The sequence below is a fragment of the Candidatus Blochmannia ocreatus genome (assembly GCF_023585745.1).
GTDB lineage: Bacteria > Pseudomonadota > Gammaproteobacteria > Enterobacterales > Enterobacteriaceae > Blochmanniella > Blochmanniella ocreatus.
Genome location: NZ_CP097762.1, coordinates 141,474 through 159,551, shown reverse-complemented (window position 1 = coordinate 159,551; position 18,078 = coordinate 141,474). Strand labels below are relative to the sequence as shown.

Annotated in this window: 13 protein-coding genes and 1 pseudogene; 1 reads left to right on the top strand and 13 read right to left on the bottom strand. The window is 27.5% G+C overall.

The genetic code is table 11. The annotated features are described in order from the left end of the window. Window positions 1–315 precede the first annotated feature (315 nt). Entirely contained in the window at window positions 316–840 is a 525-nt protein-coding gene (gene folK / locus M9405_RS00660) for a 2-amino-4-hydroxy-6-hydroxymethyldihydropteridine diphosphokinase (RefSeq protein ID WP_250223363.1), read from the bottom strand. Between the two features lie 170 nt (window positions 841–1,010). Next, complete coding sequence (gene dksA / locus M9405_RS00655) at window positions 1,011–1,475, bottom strand: RNA polymerase-binding protein DksA (protein ID WP_250223362.1); 465 nt, start codon at window positions 1,473–1,475, stop codon at window positions 1,011–1,013. A gap of 387 nt (window positions 1,476–1,862) precedes the next feature. On the opposite strand from dksA, the pseudogene coaE reads away from it, so the two are divergent. After that, window positions 1,863–2,488 (top strand): annotated as a pseudogene (gene coaE / locus M9405_RS03235) (dephospho-CoA kinase). 224 nt (window positions 2,489–2,712) lie between these two features. On the opposite strand, the gene secA reads toward coaE, so the two are convergent. The 11 genes from secA to murF all read right to left on the bottom strand — a co-directional run bounded on the left by secA (window position 2,713) and on the right by murF (window position 18,078). After that, window positions 2,713–5,442 carry a preprotein translocase subunit SecA gene (gene secA, locus M9405_RS00640; RefSeq protein ID WP_250223359.1) on the bottom strand — a complete coding sequence of 910 codons (2,730 nt, stop codon included), beginning with the start codon at window positions 5,440–5,442 and terminating at the stop codon, window positions 2,713–2,715. A gap of 652 nt (window positions 5,443–6,094) precedes the next feature. Continuing rightward, entirely contained in the window at window positions 6,095–6,988 is an 894-nt protein-coding gene (gene lpxC / locus M9405_RS00635) for a UDP-3-O-acyl-N-acetylglucosamine deacetylase (RefSeq protein WP_250223358.1), read from the bottom strand. An 85-nt stretch (window positions 6,989–7,073) separates the two neighbouring features. After that, window positions 7,074–8,261, bottom strand: coding sequence for a cell division protein FtsZ (ftsZ, locus tag M9405_RS00630; protein WP_250223540.1), 1,188 nt, complete (start codon window positions 8,259–8,261; stop codon window positions 7,074–7,076). Window positions 8,262–8,327: 66 nt separating this feature from the next. After that, complete coding sequence (gene ftsA / locus M9405_RS00625; RefSeq protein ID WP_250223357.1) at window positions 8,328–9,593, bottom strand: cell division protein FtsA; 1,266 nt, start codon at window positions 9,591–9,593, stop codon at window positions 8,328–8,330. A 24-nt stretch (window positions 9,594–9,617) separates the two neighbouring features. Next, entirely contained in the window at window positions 9,618–10,412 is a 795-nt protein-coding gene (locus tag M9405_RS00620) for an FtsQ-type POTRA domain-containing protein (RefSeq protein ID WP_250223356.1), read from the bottom strand. A 92-nt stretch (window positions 10,413–10,504) separates the two neighbouring features. Then, a complete protein-coding gene (gene murC / locus M9405_RS00615) occupies window positions 10,505–11,929 on the bottom strand; it encodes a UDP-N-acetylmuramate--L-alanine ligase (RefSeq protein ID WP_250223355.1) in 1,425 nt (474 codons plus the stop codon). Window positions 11,930–12,032: 103 nt separating this feature from the next. After that, on the bottom strand, window positions 12,033–13,103 hold the full coding sequence (gene murG / locus M9405_RS00610; protein ID WP_250223539.1) for an undecaprenyldiphospho-muramoylpentapeptide beta-N-acetylglucosaminyltransferase: 1,071 nt from the start codon (window positions 13,101–13,103) through the stop codon (window positions 12,033–12,035). Continuing rightward, window positions 13,103–14,293, bottom strand: a complete 1,191-nt coding sequence (ftsW, locus tag M9405_RS00605) for a cell division protein FtsW (RefSeq protein WP_250223354.1) — start codon at window positions 14,291–14,293, stop codon at window positions 13,103–13,105. Before ftsW ends, murG begins: the two co-directional genes overlap by 1 nt. Next, window positions 14,293–15,615 (bottom strand): UDP-N-acetylmuramoyl-L-alanine--D-glutamate ligase, encoded by a 1,323-nt coding sequence (gene murD / locus M9405_RS00600; protein WP_250223353.1) that lies wholly within the window; start codon window positions 15,613–15,615, stop codon window positions 14,293–14,295. The genes ftsW and murD overlap by 1 nt, the downstream gene beginning before the upstream one ends. A gap of 4 nt (window positions 15,616–15,619) precedes the next feature. Next, entirely contained in the window at window positions 15,620–16,714 is a 1,095-nt protein-coding gene (mraY, locus tag M9405_RS00595) for a phospho-N-acetylmuramoyl-pentapeptide-transferase (protein ID WP_250223352.1), read from the bottom strand. A 2-nt stretch (window positions 16,715–16,716) separates the two neighbouring features. Then, on the bottom strand, window positions 16,717–18,078 hold the full coding sequence (murF, locus tag M9405_RS00590; protein WP_250223538.1) for a UDP-N-acetylmuramoyl-tripeptide--D-alanyl-D-alanine ligase: 1,362 nt from the start codon (window positions 18,076–18,078) through the stop codon (window positions 16,717–16,719).

Below are 18,078 nucleotides of genomic sequence, written 5' to 3'. Positions count from 1 at the left end.
AAATCTTCTAAAAAAGAAAATATTATTTTTATAATATAAAATTTGAATATAGATTTCTTTATTAAGAATTTTATAAAATTTAAATTCCAATAATATTTATATTAATTTATCATTTTTTTTACTAATACAAACCATTTAATTAAACTAATATTTAATACTTTAAATATTAAATTTTTTTATAAAAATCTTTAATTTGTATTAATATCAGTGTATTTTTATACATAAATTATATTTATATTATTTTAAAATATAAAAAAATAAATTTTTTAATTTTAAATTAATCAATTTTGATTTTACATTTATAATACTTTCTATCTAATTTTTCCAAAGCATTAAATTATTCTTAGGTATAATCTTTATAAAATCTGTAATAATTTTATTATTTGGAAAAACAAAATATTTATCTAGTTCAAGTAATGGATATATTACAAACTCTCTACTAAATAAACCATGATGCGGAATTAATAAATTATCTGTATATATTGTATATTTTCCAAATAATAAAATATCCAAATCTAATGTACGTGATTGCCATGACCCAATAGTATTGGGTGTTCTTATTCGTCCCTGCTGTTTTTCAATATATTGCGTATAATCTAATAATGTTTCTGGAGACAAACCAGTATCTAATATTATTATTGCATTTAAAAAATTTGGTTGTATTTTATTACCTAATGGTTTACTAGAATAATAAGATGAAACTGCTATTATTTGAGTCATGGGTAGTGTTGAAAGAGCCCATATTGCACGGTTTGCTTGTTTTCTCGGATTTGATAAATTACTTCCTAATCCTATCCAAACACGTTCTGTCTTATTAAATTTTTTGCATATAAATTTCATTATTAGTTTATTCAAAATATTTAATACATTATTAATATAACTTTAAAATATATTGTTCCATGATGATTCATATATATATTAATTTACTCTATTGCTATAAAAATAGAAATAATCTATGTATTAGGCAATTTTCATTTGTATAGTAAAGTATATTTTTTAAATAAAATATTTTATCCAGTCATTTGTTTTTCTCTAATTTCTTCTAAGGTTTTACAATCAATACATAAATCAGCTGTTGGATGCGCTTCTAATCGACGAATTCCTATTTCTACTGCACATGAAGTACAAAACCCAAAATTATTTTTATCAATTTTTTTTAAAGTTCTTTCAATTTTTTCAATAAGTTTACGTTCTCTGTCTTGATTACGTAATTTAATATTAAATTCTTCTTCTTGTACTGCTCTATCTACTGGATCTGGAAAATTTATTGATTCTTGTTCTGCAGTACATAAAGATTTGTAATAGACAATATTATTGTTTATTTGATCTTTCCATTTTTCTAATATTTTTTTAAAATGTATAATTTGATCAAGACTCATATATTTTTCATTTGGTTTTAATTCATATGGAGTAACTCCAGCAATTATCAATACATTTAAAGAAGATGATCTACTACTATGAGATAATTTTGACATATACTTATTCCTTTTAAAGATTTAAAAACATATATAAATATTTGCCATTAATAAAATTGTGTAATATCATCCTTGATGATGTAATTAAAAATATGTGTAAAATATATGTATTACATACATATGATAACATCATACTAATACAAATATCATATACAGTTTTTATATGACTTTTGTCATATAAATTTCTTATAAAAATTTAATAATATTTCAGTATTAAATGTTTTGTATAACACATTGTAATACTTTTAATATCAAATTTCTAATTTTTTATAGCAGTCAAATTATCAATATAATTGATTGTGATTATCATATATAAAAACTAAATAATAAATATTTACTAGATAAAATATTAAATAAAAATTAACATATAATAAATTTAATTTGAATATGCCTTATATTATTGCATTAACTGGTGGAATTTGTTCTGGGAAAAATACTGTATCTGAAATATTTTTCAAAATATCTAATAAAACAATATCTATAATAGATACTGATTTAATTTCTAAGAAAATTACTGCTCCTGGAAGCGCTGTGTTGTGTACAATACGTAAACATTTTGGGCCTGAGGTTTTATTGCCTAATGGCTCACTGAATCGTTTTTTTCTAAAAAAAAAATTTTTTTAGATGCTTGCAATAAAAAATGGTTAGAAAAATTATTGCATCCAATTATTAGATATGAAACACAAAAACAAATAGTTTCAGCACATAATAAATCAAAGTATATAATATTGGTAGTACCTTTATTAATAGAAAATAATTTACAAAATATTGCAGATCGTATATTAGTAGTAGATGCGCATGCTAGTATTCAATTAAATAGAGTTATTAATAGAGATAAAGTTACATTAGAACTTGCAAAAAATATTATACGTTCTCAAGTCTCTAGGAGACATAGATTAAATTATGCTGATGATGTGATTTACAATAATAATAGTGTTGAAACAATAAAAAAGCGCGTTATTATATTACACCAAAACTATATGAAAATAATTTCACAAAAACATTCTATATAACATAATTTTATTTAAAATTAATTTGTTTCATAAAAGCACAATAATTATTTTTGTGTAAAATTAAATACTTTTAATCTAAAAAAATTTATTATACAACACATATATTATGTGTGTAATACTAGATAAAATATATTCTATATAAAACAGAATTCATTATTGAAAATAATTTTTAAAAATTGTTACATAACATATAACAATGTTTATATTTTTTATATTAAAATAAATTAATTATATTTATATGTAATTTTCCCGTGACATTCTTTAAACTTTTTATTTGAACCACACGGGCAAAAATTATTACGATTTATTTGATTGTTTTTTGTGAAAAAATGTTCCTTATACACAGAGTGACTTAAAGATATAGATTTATCTTGCATAGATTGCAACTTTAAATATTGTGAACTAATATTATTTGAATGAGACGACATATTTACTGCTGTATTTTTTTTATAAAATTGTGCTGATACTTTACTAATTTCTCCAATAACTTCATATTTTAAATGATCTAACATTTTACTAAACATAGTAAATGATTCTCGTTTATATTCTTGTTTAGGGTCTTTTTGAGCATATCCTCTCAAATGAATACCTTGTCGTAGATAATCCATTGAAGATAAATGTTCTTTCCATAATGAATCAAGAGTCCTTAGCATAATATTTTTTTCAATAGAACGCATGGTTTTCGAGCCAATTAATTTTTCAGCATATCTATGTTGTTGCATCATGTTGTCTAATATTTTTTGTTGTAATTCTTCTTTTTTTTCGTATAATAAAGGGTCTGCATCTAACCACTCAGTAAAAGATAATGTTAAATAGAAATCTTTTTTCAGATATGTTTCTAATTTTATTAGACTCTGTTTATTATCTATAATTGGTTCAGGAATATATGTATCAAAAATTTTTTTAACAATATCACGACGAATATTACATATAATATTACTTATATCTAACATATATAATAGTTTATTACGTTCTTCATAAATAATACAACGTTGATCATTAGCTACATCATCGTATTCTAATAATTGTTTTCTAATATCAAAATTACGATTTTCTACTTTTTTTTGCGCGTGTGCAATAGCTTTAGTTATCCATGGGTGCTCTATTGCTTCCCCAGAAGTTATTCCTAGTTTTTTTATCATATTAACTAATTTATCAGAAGCAAAAATACGTATTAATCCATCCTCCATAGATAAATAAAATCTAGATGATCCTATATCCCCTTGTCTTCCAGAACGTCCGCGTAATTGATTATCAATACGCCGCGATTCATGTCGTTCGGTTCCTATAACGTGTAATCCTCCAGATTTTAATACCATTTCATGACGTTTTTTCCAATTAAATTTAATTTTTTCAATTTTTATTGTATTTTTTTTATGTAATGCAGAAATTTCTGTACGCCAATTTCCTCCTAATATAATATCAGTGCCGCGTCCAGCCATATTTGTCGCGATAGTTACTGCACCGGGATATCCCGCTTGGGCTATAATATCTGCTTCTGCAGCGTGAAATTTAGCGTTTAAAACTTTATGGATAATACCAGCTTTATTTAAAGCTCGAGAAATAACTTCAGATTTATCAATTGATATTGTTCCTACTAATACTGGTTGTTTTCGATTGACACAATCTTGAATATCATTAACAATAGCATTAATTTTTTCAGATTCTGTAATATAAATTATGTCAGGCAAATCATTACGAATCATAGGACGATTCGTAGGTATAATAACAGTATTTAATTTATAAATTGATTGAAATTCAAATGCTTCGGTACTAGCAGTACCAGTCATACCAGATAATTTTTCATATAAACGAAAATAATTCTGAAATGTAATAGACGCTAACGTTTGATTTTCATTTTGAATTGTAACATGTTCTTTAGCCTCAATTGCTTGATGTAAACCATCAGACCAACGACGACCAGGCAAAGCACGGCCAGTATGTTCATCAATGATTAATATTTCCCCATTTTTAACTAAATAATCTACTTCACATGAAAATAAAATATGTGCACGAAATGCTGCATTTACATGATGCATTAATATAAGATTATTTGATGAATATAAAGACTCACCTTTTTTCATGATATGAGATTGAATTAATAATTTTTCTATTAAAACTAATCCATATTCAGTTAATATAACTTGTCTAGCTTTTTCATCAACTGAAAAAATCTTTTTTTTCTGTAAAGTATTAAGATTTTTTTGAATTATACCAAAGACTAATTCATTAATCTTTAAATATAATAAAGAAGTATCGTCTGATGGCCCAGATATAACCAGTGGAGTACGAGCTTCATCAATTAAAATAGAATCTACTTCATCTATCAATGCATAATATAAACCTCTTTGTACGCGTTCTTCAGAGGTAAATACCATATTATCACGCAAATAATCAAATCCATATTCATTATTTGTTCCATAAGTAATATCTGATGCATATGCAGCACGTTTCATAGTAACAGATTGTCCTGATAAATTAATTCCAACAGTTAATCCTAATAATTCAAATAATGGTTTATTATTCATTCCATCTCTTTGTGCTAAATAATTATTTACTGTAACAATATGCACCCCTCTATTACATAAAGCGTTTAAATATGCAGGCAAAGTAGCAGTTAAAGTTTTTCCTTCTCCTGTCCGCATTTCTGCAATACAACGATTATTTAATACTATACCGCCTAATAATTGCGAATCAAAAAGACGTATATTAAATACTCTTTTAATAGCTTCACGCACTATTGCAAATGCTTCAGGCAATAATGTTTCTAGAGTCACGCCTGATTTAACACATTCTCGAAACTCATTAGTTTTCAAAAAAAGTTGATTATCACTGAATTTTTCTATTTTTTTTTCCATATGATTAATAATATCCACTGTTTTTTTTATACGATATAACGTGCGCTCGTTTCTATTTTTAAAAACCCTAGTAAACCATTTAAACGGTGCTTTCATGATATTTGATCTGATTATTATAATTTATTTATGTATATGATAATAAAATCACTATATATTCATAGGGTAAATATACAATTTATTTACATTTCTAACAGAATAAATATTAATTGTATTAATATACATGTGTATTTTAATTGGTACTAATATAAATAGATTTATTAAAAATGCTATTATTTTCTTTTACAAAAAGAAACATTACTGTCTATTTATAAAAATATGTGTTTTAATATATATATAAACTTATACTAATATATAAATATCTGTTTGTATATTATCAATGTGTTGCATGTAATATAAATTACAAAAAATTTCTAATACTTAAACCATATAGGTTAATTATAATAAGTATTAATAATTATTTATTTAATTATTTTATTTAAAACTTAAATTCCTTTATAAAAAGTATTAGTTTTCACATAAATTTCATGTATAAAAGGAATTAATAATAATTGTTATAATATTAAATTGTTTATTTTTATTTATACTAAAATTTATAAATTTAAATTTATATTAGTTGATATAACTTAATAAAAACTAATTTTTTTATTTGATATATAATAGAATATCTGTATTTTTGGTTATCTTTTTTAAAGATTTTAAAAAATTATATTATATATAATTTTGACAAAATTTTTTTAATATAAAAATATTAAAATTTTATCGGTACATCAGATACATTAGAAAATGTTATAATTTCCCATGCTTCTTGACATGATAAAACAGTTTTAAGTAATTTGTTATTTAATGTATGTCCAGATTTAAAAGCAATAAATGCGCCAATTAAATTATATCCGCACATAAATAAGTCGCCTATAGCATCTAACATTTTATGTCGAACAAATTCATTATTAAAACGTAAACCATCTTTGTTAAGTACTTTATAATCGTCAATTATCACAGCAGAATTGAAACTACCGCCAAGAGCAAATCCATTGGATTGCAAATGCTTTATATCACGCATAAATACAAATGTACGCGCACTACTTATATTATGCACAAAATCAGCAGAGGAAAAATTGAAAAAAAAATGCTGAGTATTAACTTGTATAGCAGGATGATTAAAATCAATAGTGAAATCTAATGTAAAACCATTAAATGGTCTTAATTCTGCCCATTTTTCACCATCTTCAACACGCACAGCTTGTTTAAGTCTAAGAAATTTTTTTGCGCTATTTAATTCTTCAATGCCAGCTTCTAATAATAAATACACAAAAGGGCTAGCACTGCCATCCATAATAGGTACTTCAGGTGCATTAAGTTCTATGATAATATTATCAATACCTAATCCAGCTTGAGCGGCGCTTAAATGTTCAACAGTACAAATTTGCGCACCATATTCATTTATTAAACATGTACGTAACACTGTACTACCTACTGATTTTATATTTACTTGAAAATCTACCGGAGGATCTAAATCAATTCGGCGATAAATAATGCCAGTATTTGCTGAAGTAGGATATAAAGTTAATGTAACTTTTTTCCCAGTATGTAAACCTATACCAGTAACTTGTACAGCACGTTTCAACGTTCTTTGTTTTATCATATTAACCAATATCCTTGAAGATACTTTAATCTTTATAAGATTAAAATTGATATTATCATATTTTATATATTTAATAGTTTAAAAATTAATCAGATTGTTTTCTTAAAAAAGCTGGAATATCTAAATAATCCATATCTTTATCAATTAATGATATGTCATCTTGATGTTTTGAAATTAATGATTTATGTCTTGATTCTTTTAAAAAATTAGGCACACGTTGATTTTCATAGTTGTGATTATTATGATAATGATTTTGTCCAACAATTTTTATTGTAGTTTTACTATTAGACAATTTAGTAGAATTAGTATCTAAACGAGTATCAACGCCGATGCCTGTAGCAACTACAGTGACACGTAATTCATTACTTATATCTGGATCTAAAGCTGTGCCTATCACTACAGTTGCATTGTCTGATGCAAAAGAACGTATAGTGTTACCTACAGTTTCAAATTCGTCTAATCTTAAATCTAACCCCGAAGTAATATTTACTAATACACCTCGTGCACCAGATAAATCAATATCTTCTAGTAAAGGACTAGCAATAGCTAATTCAGATGCTTCCTCTGCTCTATCATCACCACATCCTATTCCAGCGCCCATCATAGCGTATCCCATTTCTGACATTACTGTACGTACATCAGCAAAATCTACGTTCATTAAACCTGGTCGAGTAATTAATTCTGCAATACCTTGTACTGCGCCTTTTAATACATCATTTGCTGCGCTAAATGCATCTAGTAGTGATACACCGCGTCCTAAAACTTTTAATAATTTATCATTTGGAATTGTAATTAAGGAATCTACATATTTAGATAACTCAGAAATTCCTTTTTCAGCAAAATTCATACGTTTTTTTCCTTCAAAATTAAAAGGCTTAGTAACTACAGCGACAGTTAAAATTCCCAAATTTTTAGCAATTTCTGCTACTATAGGTGCAGCTCCAGTGCCAGTACCCCCACCCATTCCTGCAGCAATAAATATCATATCTGCTCCTTCTATAGTAGTTTTTAATATATCACGATCTTCTTCCGCAGAATTACGACCAATTTCTGGATTTGCTCCTGCTCCTAACCCTTTAGTAATAGAATTACCGATCTGAATAGTTTGACCGATTGTCATTTTTCTTAAAGCTTGGGCATCAGTATTAACAGCAAAAAAATCTACACCTTCAATATGTTCGCGTAACATATGTTCCACTGCGTTACTACCTCCCCCACCAATACCAATAACTTTAATTATTGCATCGCTTGTTAATTCTATTGGTTCAAACATAATTTTCTCCATATTAATTTGGTTATCTCAAAATTAATTTGCAATATTTTATATATTTTATCATTTTCAAAATTTTTTAAATTCTTTTTTTAACCAATCATTTATTTTTTTTATCCAATTTTTAATGGTTATCCCTGTCTCTATATCTATCTCATTATTCCGACCAGATTCCTTTCCATAATGTAATAAACCAATGACAGTAGAATATTGTGGCTTAACAATGTTATCTATCATTCCATTGATCTTTATAGCAGAAGCAATGCGTACTTGAGTACGAAAGACTTTTTTTGCACATGCTTCCAATCCATCTATAAGAGATGCTCCGCCAGTTAACACAACACCTGCTGCCAGATGATGTTTAATATTAAATTGTTTTAATCGTGATTGTAATTGTAAAATTTCTTTGTTTACCAACATCATCAATTCCAAATATCGTGGCTCAATTATTTCAGCTAACATATGTTTTTGCAAAATACGTGGTGGTCTGCCACCAACACTGGGTACTTCTATGTTTTCTCCTTTATTAATTAAAGATTCTAATGCACATCCATGATTTATTTTAATCACTTCTGCGTCAGACACCGGAGTTCCAAAAGCATATGCAATATCACTAGTTACTACATTTCCAGCATATGGAATCACTTTAGTATGTCTTAAAGAACCAGCGGTATATATTGCTATATCCATAGTACCGCTGCCTATATCTACAACACATACGCCCAATTCACGTTCATCCTCTGTTAAAACAGCATAACTTGAAGCTAATCCAGAAAATATTAATTGATCTACTTGTAATCCACATCGTTCTACAGTTTTGACAATATTTTTAGCCATATCGTTATGACAAGTGATTAAATGAACTTTTGCTTGCATTCTGACTCCAGATAATCCAACTGGATTTTTTATGCCTTCTTGATAATCAATAGAATATTCTTGAGGAATGACATGTAATATACGATGTTCATCTTGTATTTTTACTGATTTAGCTATATGTACTACATTATTTACATCTGATTGTTTTACTTCTTCTTCAGAAATTGGAATCATACCAATTTCATTTTTACAACTAATATGTTTTCCAGATAAAGATAGGTATACTGATGAAATCTGACACCCTGCCATTGCTTCTGCTGAATTAATAGAATATTGCACGCATTTTACTACTGATTCTAAATTATTTACGCCTCCTTTATCCATACCATGTGATGGGCAATGTCCTAATCCAATAACATTTATTATACCGTCAGATAAAATCTCTCCTATTATTACAACGACTTTAGTTGTCCCAATTTCTAGTCCTACTAGTAATTTTTTTTCTGAAGTTTTTATCATTTTAATGACCTGAAGTGAAAAATGTTACTTTTCAAAAATTGTAGTTTTTATAGAATTAGAAATCCATTTTACAGCAAAACCTGAATGATATCGCAAATCTATATAGTCAATATATTTATTTTCCGTATTAATTTTATTAAGTAGAATGGGATAAATTTTAATAAAAAAATATAATTGTTCTATAATATTATTTCGACCTAATATTAAATGAATATTATTATCCAAAACAATTGTCCATGAAAAACGGACATCCATTTTTATTAATTTTATTTGAAATTTACTAGATTTTAATATTGCATTAAAAATTAAATAATTGTTTAATACAGTTTTTTCACTGCCCTCGGTTCCATATAATAATGGCATTAATTTTAAACAATTATTTTGATAATCTAATGGCAAATCAAATAAAACTCCTGTTGTACTAATTATATGTATATTATTCCAATAAGCTAACGGTATATATTCTATTATGTTAATTTTTAATGTGTCTGGCCAATGTTTTCTAACACTTACTTGTTGAATCCATGGTAAAGATTCAATATTTTTTTGAATAATATTAACATCTTGTGTTATAAACGTACCTAATTGACCTGATTGTGTTATTATTTGATTTATAATAGAATTAGTAGTATACTGACGCTGGCCAGTTATTATTACGTAAGTTATCGGACAATAATCAAAATTATTAAGAAATTTAGTTATTTTTATAATACATAAATATATGCTTATTAAGCTAATAATAGCTGTTATTAACAATCGATAATTAACATAACGTTTAAAATTTAAAATACGTTTATTTTGTTTATATTTAATCTCCATATTTTTGTGGTATGGCGTTACTTATTGTTTTAAAATTAATTTTATACACACAAGTATAAAAATTGTTTGCGAAGCATCGTGTATCGTAATGATTATATATAGTATGTTGTATTATCATTGTTTTTAATAATTAACTTACGTATAATATTTCCAATAGTACCGGCGCCTTGAATTAAGAGTAGATCGTTATCTTGTAAAATTTTATTTAAAGTGTCTGATAATTTTTGTGTATTAGGAACAAACACAGCGTGGATCTTACTGCATTTATAAATTGTGTTACATAAAGATTTACTATCTGCTCCAAAAATAGGTGTTTCCCCAGCTGAATATACTGATAACATTAAAAGAACATCTACAGTCGATAGGACTTTAACGAAATTATTGTATAGTATTTGTGTACGCGTATATCTATGAGGTTGAAATATCATAATTAATCTATTATTAGGCCAACCTGTTCGAACTGTTTTAATAGTGGCTTGTAATTCAGTTGGATGATGACCATAATCATCAATAAGTATAATACTCCCAGTTTTGCCGTTTATTTTTTTTAACGAATAATAACCTAAATTTTCAAAACGACGATGTGTTCCTTGAAAATGCAACATGGTTTTTAATATAGTTTGGTCATCAATTCCTGCTATAGTTGCAGCTGCAACAGCAGCTGCTGCATTTAGCGCATTGTGATGACCAGGAGCATTTAATGTAATACGTAATTTTTTTTGGCTAGGATGTAGAATAACAAAATTACTTTTATTTATATATTGACGATAATTAAAAATATGCAAATGAGCATTTTTACTAAAACCATAAGTGATAATTTTTCTTTTTATTTTAGGTAAAATGTCACGAATTGCTGGATCATCTATACATACTATAGCATACCCATAAAATGGTAAATTATGTAAAAAATTGACAAATGCTTGTTTTAAAAGTTCAAAATTATTTTTATATGCTTGTATATGATCAATATCAATATTGGTGATGACTGCTACTATAGGATATAAACATAAAAATGAACAATCACTTTCATCTGCTTCCGCAATTAAATAACGACTATATCCTAAACACGCATAAGTACCTTCTGACTTAATTAGCCCACCGTTTACACATGTAGGATCTAATCCTGCTGCAGAATAAATATTCGCTATCATTGTAGTAGTAGTAGTTTTTCCATGCGTACCCGATACAACAATACCATATTTGAATCGCATTAATTCAGATAACATTTCTGCACGTTTAATAATAGGAATACATCTTTCTTTAGCTGATAAAATTTCAGGATTATTCGGAGGAATAGCATTAGAAACAACGACAACATCAGCATTATTTATATTTTTACGGTGATGTGTAAAAAAAATCTTGATGCCTAATCTTTTTAAATATTGTAATATATTACTATATTTAGTATCAGAGCCAGTAACGTAATAACCGGTACGCACTAGTATTTCAGCGATACCACACATACCGGCGCCGCCTATACCTATGAAATGTATTCGTTTTATATTATAATGATGCATTTTAGTATATTACCGATGATTCATCCAGGATATACATGTAGACAACACATTCATAGAATGAAACAATTTTTAATATTATTTAAAATACAAAGAATTATTTATTTTATAAATATTTAATTATAATTTGAGATACTCTTTTAGTAGCATTAGGTATGGCGATACTTCTAGCACGTTTTGCCATGTTATATAGTATTTTTCGATTCCAAGATATTAATACCGCACTTACATAATCACTAGTAAAGTATTTTTCTTCAATAATTTTAGCTGCGCCTATTTGTACTAAAGGTACAGCATTCCAATATTGTTGATAATCTTTGTGGCTTGCAAATGGCACAAAGATTGCAGGTAATCCTACTACCGATACCTCACTCACTGTTAGAGCCCCAGAACGCGATATTAATATATCTGCCCAAGAATATGCTTGGGCTATATTATCAATAAATTTTACTATCTTATGACGTGAACAACTATTATAGCATATTGCTTTGTAAGCATTTATCACTTGTTTTAGCTCTTTTTCTCCTGCTTGATGCCATACAATTAGTTTATTAGTTAATTGTGCTGCTATATTAGGCAGTATTTTATTTAAAATATGAGAACCTTGGCTTCCTCCAATTACTAACACGCGTATTGGACCAGTACGATTTTTCCATCGTATAGATGGATGAGAGACACATAATATTGTATTTCTTATTGGATTGCCGACGAATTTGGCCTTAGCAAAAGTATTAGGGAATCCGCACAGCACTTGTTTAGCAAATACTGACAAATATTTGTTAGTTAACCCAATAATTTTATTTTGTTCATGTATTATCAATGGAATACCAGACATCCATGCCGCTAATCCCACTGGTCCGGATACATACCCTCCCATACCTAGTACTATATCAGGTTTACAATTTTTTATAACTTTTTGTGCTTGATAAATTCCTGATAGAATAAATATAGGCATCACACATTTTACATAAATTTTTTCACCATACCATGGTTTTACTCGGATAAATTTAATATTGATTTTGTTTTTTGGAACTAATGTAGATTCAATACGATTTGGCGAGCCCACCCAAATAATCTTATAGCCACAGCTTATTAAGTAATGAGCAACCGATAAGCCTGGGTATATATGACCTCCACTGCCTCCAGCTGCAATCATGATTGTTTTTCTTTGACTCATCATTTTTTAAATTTAAAGAATACTTGATTTTTAGCTAAACGTGTTTCAAAATCTATCCTCAATATTAACATACTAGCAATTATAGTGGTAAAAAAACTAGATCCTCCATAACTAATAAATGGCAGAGTAAGTCCTTTAGTTGGTAATATACCGCTCACTGCACCAATATTAATAAATACTTGTAATCCAAACCAAATACTTATAGAACAAGCTAAAATTCCTGAAAATTTATGATTAATAGCGAGAGCATTATATCCAATTGTCATAGATCGAAATACAACTATGAATAACATAAATATTACTAATATAGCACCAAAATATCCTAACTCTTCTGCAATAATAGAAAAAATAAAATCTGTATGCGCTTCTGGTAGATATTCTAATTTTAATATAGAATTACCTAATCCTTCTCCAAAAAATTTACCGCGACCAAAAGCTATTAAGGATTGTGTCAATTGATAACCATGACCGAATGGATCTTTCCATGGGTTCCAAAAAGCAAGTACACGATTTATACGATACGTACTGGTTGTGATAGATAATATCATTAAAAAGATATTAATAATAAAAATAAGTATTAATTGACATAACTTAGCTCCAAATAAAAATAATATGGATAAAGTAGTCATAAAAACAATAACAACACTACCAAAATCAGGTTGTGCTAATAATAATATAGATAATAATATCATTATTATTATAGGTCTGCATATTCCAACATAATTATTACATAATACATTTGGTTGATTTGCCAAATATCTAGATAAATAACAAATAAACAATAATTTTGAGGGTTCTGCAGGCTGAATGCATAAAGGACCTAAAATTATCCAACGCGTAGCACCATGTGTAGAATTATTTAGCACTAATACTAGTATTAGTGCTATGCAACTACACAAAAACATAATAAAACTATATTTTTTCCAAGTAATTATAGGTATTTTCAAAGTAAAAATAGCAAATAATATTGTTATTATATGGTAAAAAACCATATGTTTTATGAAATAATATGGGTTTTCTACTAATCTTAAAGAAATAGGTATTGATCCAGAGCTAATAATAATAAAACCTATACACATTAAACCCAATACTACCCAAAAAAACATGCGATCATACAATACATTAGTATTTGATGATTGTTTTTCATATAAGTTTAGTAATTTATATTTAAATTTTTTAAAAACGTGCATTATCCAAATTTTTTTGCAAAATTAGTAAATATAGCGCCACGTGCTTTATACGATGGAAATTGGTCTAAACTAGAACATGCCGGTGATAGTAACACTATATCTTTATTTTTTAATCGTCGTCTAACAATACACAACGCTTGCAGCATAGTGTTTGTGTAAAAAACATGATTTTTTCCTAATTCTGTCAGCAATAAACCATCTTTTCCAAAACAATAAATATTTATTTCATGTTGTTTAATTAAATATGCTAATGTAGCAAAATTAGCGGATTTGCTATCTCCTCCTAATATTAAATGTAATGTTCCAAATATAGCCAAATTATTAATCGCTTCTTTAGTAGCACCAACATTAGTAGCTTTAGAGTCATTAATCCAACTAACCCCACGATTTTTATATGATAATTGACAACGATGAGTCAAACCAGAGAATTGACTTAACACCTTTAATGCAATATATCGAGGAATATTTATTATATCTGATAATGCTAATGCTGCTAATGCATTTACATAGTTAATACGGTTGTGGGTTTTCATAACAGAACAATTTAAAATATATTGTTCATTTGATACAATCCAATCGTAACCTTTATAATTTTTTATATAATAATCTGCAGAATATTCTTTTTCTCCAAAACTTATACAATAATTATAATCGTGATATATAGGTGTCGTTAAAATATCTAGAGCATTTATTACACAAATAGATGCATTTTTATAAATTTTTTGTTTAGATAAATAATATTGTTTAAATCCATAAGGGTAATGGTCTATATGATCTTCACTAATATTTAAAATTACAGCAATTGTCGCGCGCAAACTATGTGTTAATTCTAATTGAAAACTGGAAATTTCTAATATATATAATTGATATGCTTTATGTAATAATGATAACGCTGGAATACCTATATTACCACCCAATCCAATGTTTAATCCCATACTTCTAGCCATTTTAGAAATTAATTGGGTAACTGTGCTTTTTCCATTAGATCCAGTAATTGCTATTATCGGAGCACATGCTTCTCGAGCAAATAATTCGATATCACCAATAATTTCTATACCTAATTTTTTAGCTAATATTAAAGTAGGGTGATACAAATATACTCCAGGACTAATTACAATTAATGTAGCATTTAATACCCATGTTTCATTAAGTTTTCCTACACAATGTTGAATAAAACAAGGAAGTTTATTGATACCTGGTGGGGATATACGGGTATCCATCACTTTAGGAACTACTCCGCGTGACAAAAAAAAATTTACACAAGATATACCAGTTATTCCTAATCCAATAATCACTACTTTTGATCTACGGTAAATATTCATTTAATTACCATCTGTTTATTAGCAATATTATTAATCCTAATAACATTAATATCACTGATATAATCCAGTATCTCACTACAATTCTAGGTTCTGGGCAGTGTATAAGTTCGAAATGATGATGAATTGGTGCCATTTTGAATATTCTGATTTTAAATAATTTAAAAAAACTTATCTGTAATACTACAGATATAGTTTCTATAACAAATAGACCCCCCATTATCAACAATAAAAGTTCCTGCCTTAGCAAAACTGAAATCGCTCCAAGTGTTCCTCCAAGTGATAACGAACCTACATCTCCCATAAACACTCGAGCTGGATATGCATTAAACCATAAAAATCCTAAACTTGCACCAATAATAGAAGTACATACAATTATTAGTTCTCTAGCACAATGTAAGTATGGAATATGTAAAAAATTAGAAAAATTTATATTGCTTGTGATATAAGCAATTATAGAGAATCCAGTGGTAATAAATATAATTGGAACAATAACTAATCCATCTAATCCATCAGATAAATTAACCGCGTTACTTGATCCAACAATTGCAAAATATGCAAATATTATAGCTAAAAAAAAACATAATTTTAATTCACAATTTTTTAGTAATGGTATTACTATTTGTGTAGGTATTATACTTGTATCTGTTAAAAACATAACGAAAATTAATGTTAGAGCAATTAATGTTTGCCAAAAATATTTGTAACGTGGTTGTAAACCCACAGTATTTTTCCTTTTTATTTTTAAATAATCATCAACAAATCCTAAAAAACCGTATGTTGTTAAGATAAATAATACATACCATACATAAAGATTAGATAGATTAGACCATAACATTATAGATACAATAATAGCAAACAATATTATAATACCCCCCATAGTTGGGATATTCTGTTTTTTTATATGAGATTTAGGTCCATCACAACGTATTATTTGATAAAAACATAAATTATGTAATCGTATAATTAAATATTTTCCTATACTTAAGGACAATAACAATGCTGAAAAAAAACTAATAATTGATCTAATTAATATACTATAGGTAGTGTGTAAATCTAATGAAAAAGATATGAAAATATTTTCAAATAACCAAAATAGCATAATTATTTGTCCTGAATAGCGTCCACGATTTTTTCCATTTTAAATTTGCGTGATCCTTTTATTAAAATATTCATTTTTTGATGTTTACTTAATATTCTTTTTATTTCAATAATTAAATGTTTTTTATTGTCAAAATGTTTTCCTCTACCGCTTATCTTAGAAATAAGATGGCTTATATTACCAAAAGTAAAAATTACATCAATATTTGATTTTGCAAGTATTTTGCCAATATAACAATGATATTTTATTTCCTGATATTTTCCTAATTCTAACATATCACTCATTACTAAAATTCGATATCCTGGCATTGTTGTTAGCACATTAATAGCAGAAATAACAGAGCCAACATTAGCGTTATAAGTATCATCTAATAATAATTTGTTGTCACCAAGCACAATGGGAAATAATCTACCAGGCAATGTTTTTGAGCTCTCCAACCCTAACACTACTTCTGCTAAACTAGCTCCTACAGAAAATGCGAGAGCACTGGCTGCTAAAGCATTAGCAACACTATGTTTACCGAGCATTGGTAAACATAGTGTTGCTACACCATCAGGGGTGTGTAACACAAACCGTATTCCACGTTGTTCAAAAACAATATTGCTCGCAAAAAAATCTGCACCTATTTTATCGTTGATAGAAAAATTCCATGTAGATTTTTTATCTAAAATTTTGGTCCATAATGATAGCATATGGCTATCAGCGTTTATAATACCCCGTCCAGATGGCTTTAAGGCAAGAAAAATTTTTCCTTTTTCTCGACCTAATGCTATTAATGATCCGAAACCTAATAAATGTGATGGATAAATATTATTTATTAGTGCAGCTTTTGCGAAAAGTATTTTACTTAATGGAGATAATTCGCCTATCTGGCTGGAACCCAGTTCAATGATGGCAAAATTATGTTGTTTAGTTAAACGCAGTAAGGTTATTGGTACTCCAATAGAATTATTAAGATTGCCTTGTGTTGCTATTGTATGTCCACATTGTGTTAATATACAATGAGTCATCTCTTTTACCGATGTTTTACCGCTAGACCCAGTAATAGCAATAATTTTAGTAGATGTTTGTTTCCGAACCCAACTGGCTAAAGTTATTAGGGCAATATTAGTATCAGCAACAATTAATTGTGGCACATTTTCTAATAAAATTATAGGATAATTTACTAATAATGCTTGTGCCCCAAAAGCAACAGCTTGGGCTACAAAATCATGACCATTGAACCGTTTTCCTATTAATGCAATAAACATACACCTCTTATAAATAATATTAGAATCAATAGTTATTGCATGAATAAACAAATCTTTACCGATATGTCTAGCATTTAGAATTGGTGCTATCTCATGTAAATTAAATGGAATCAT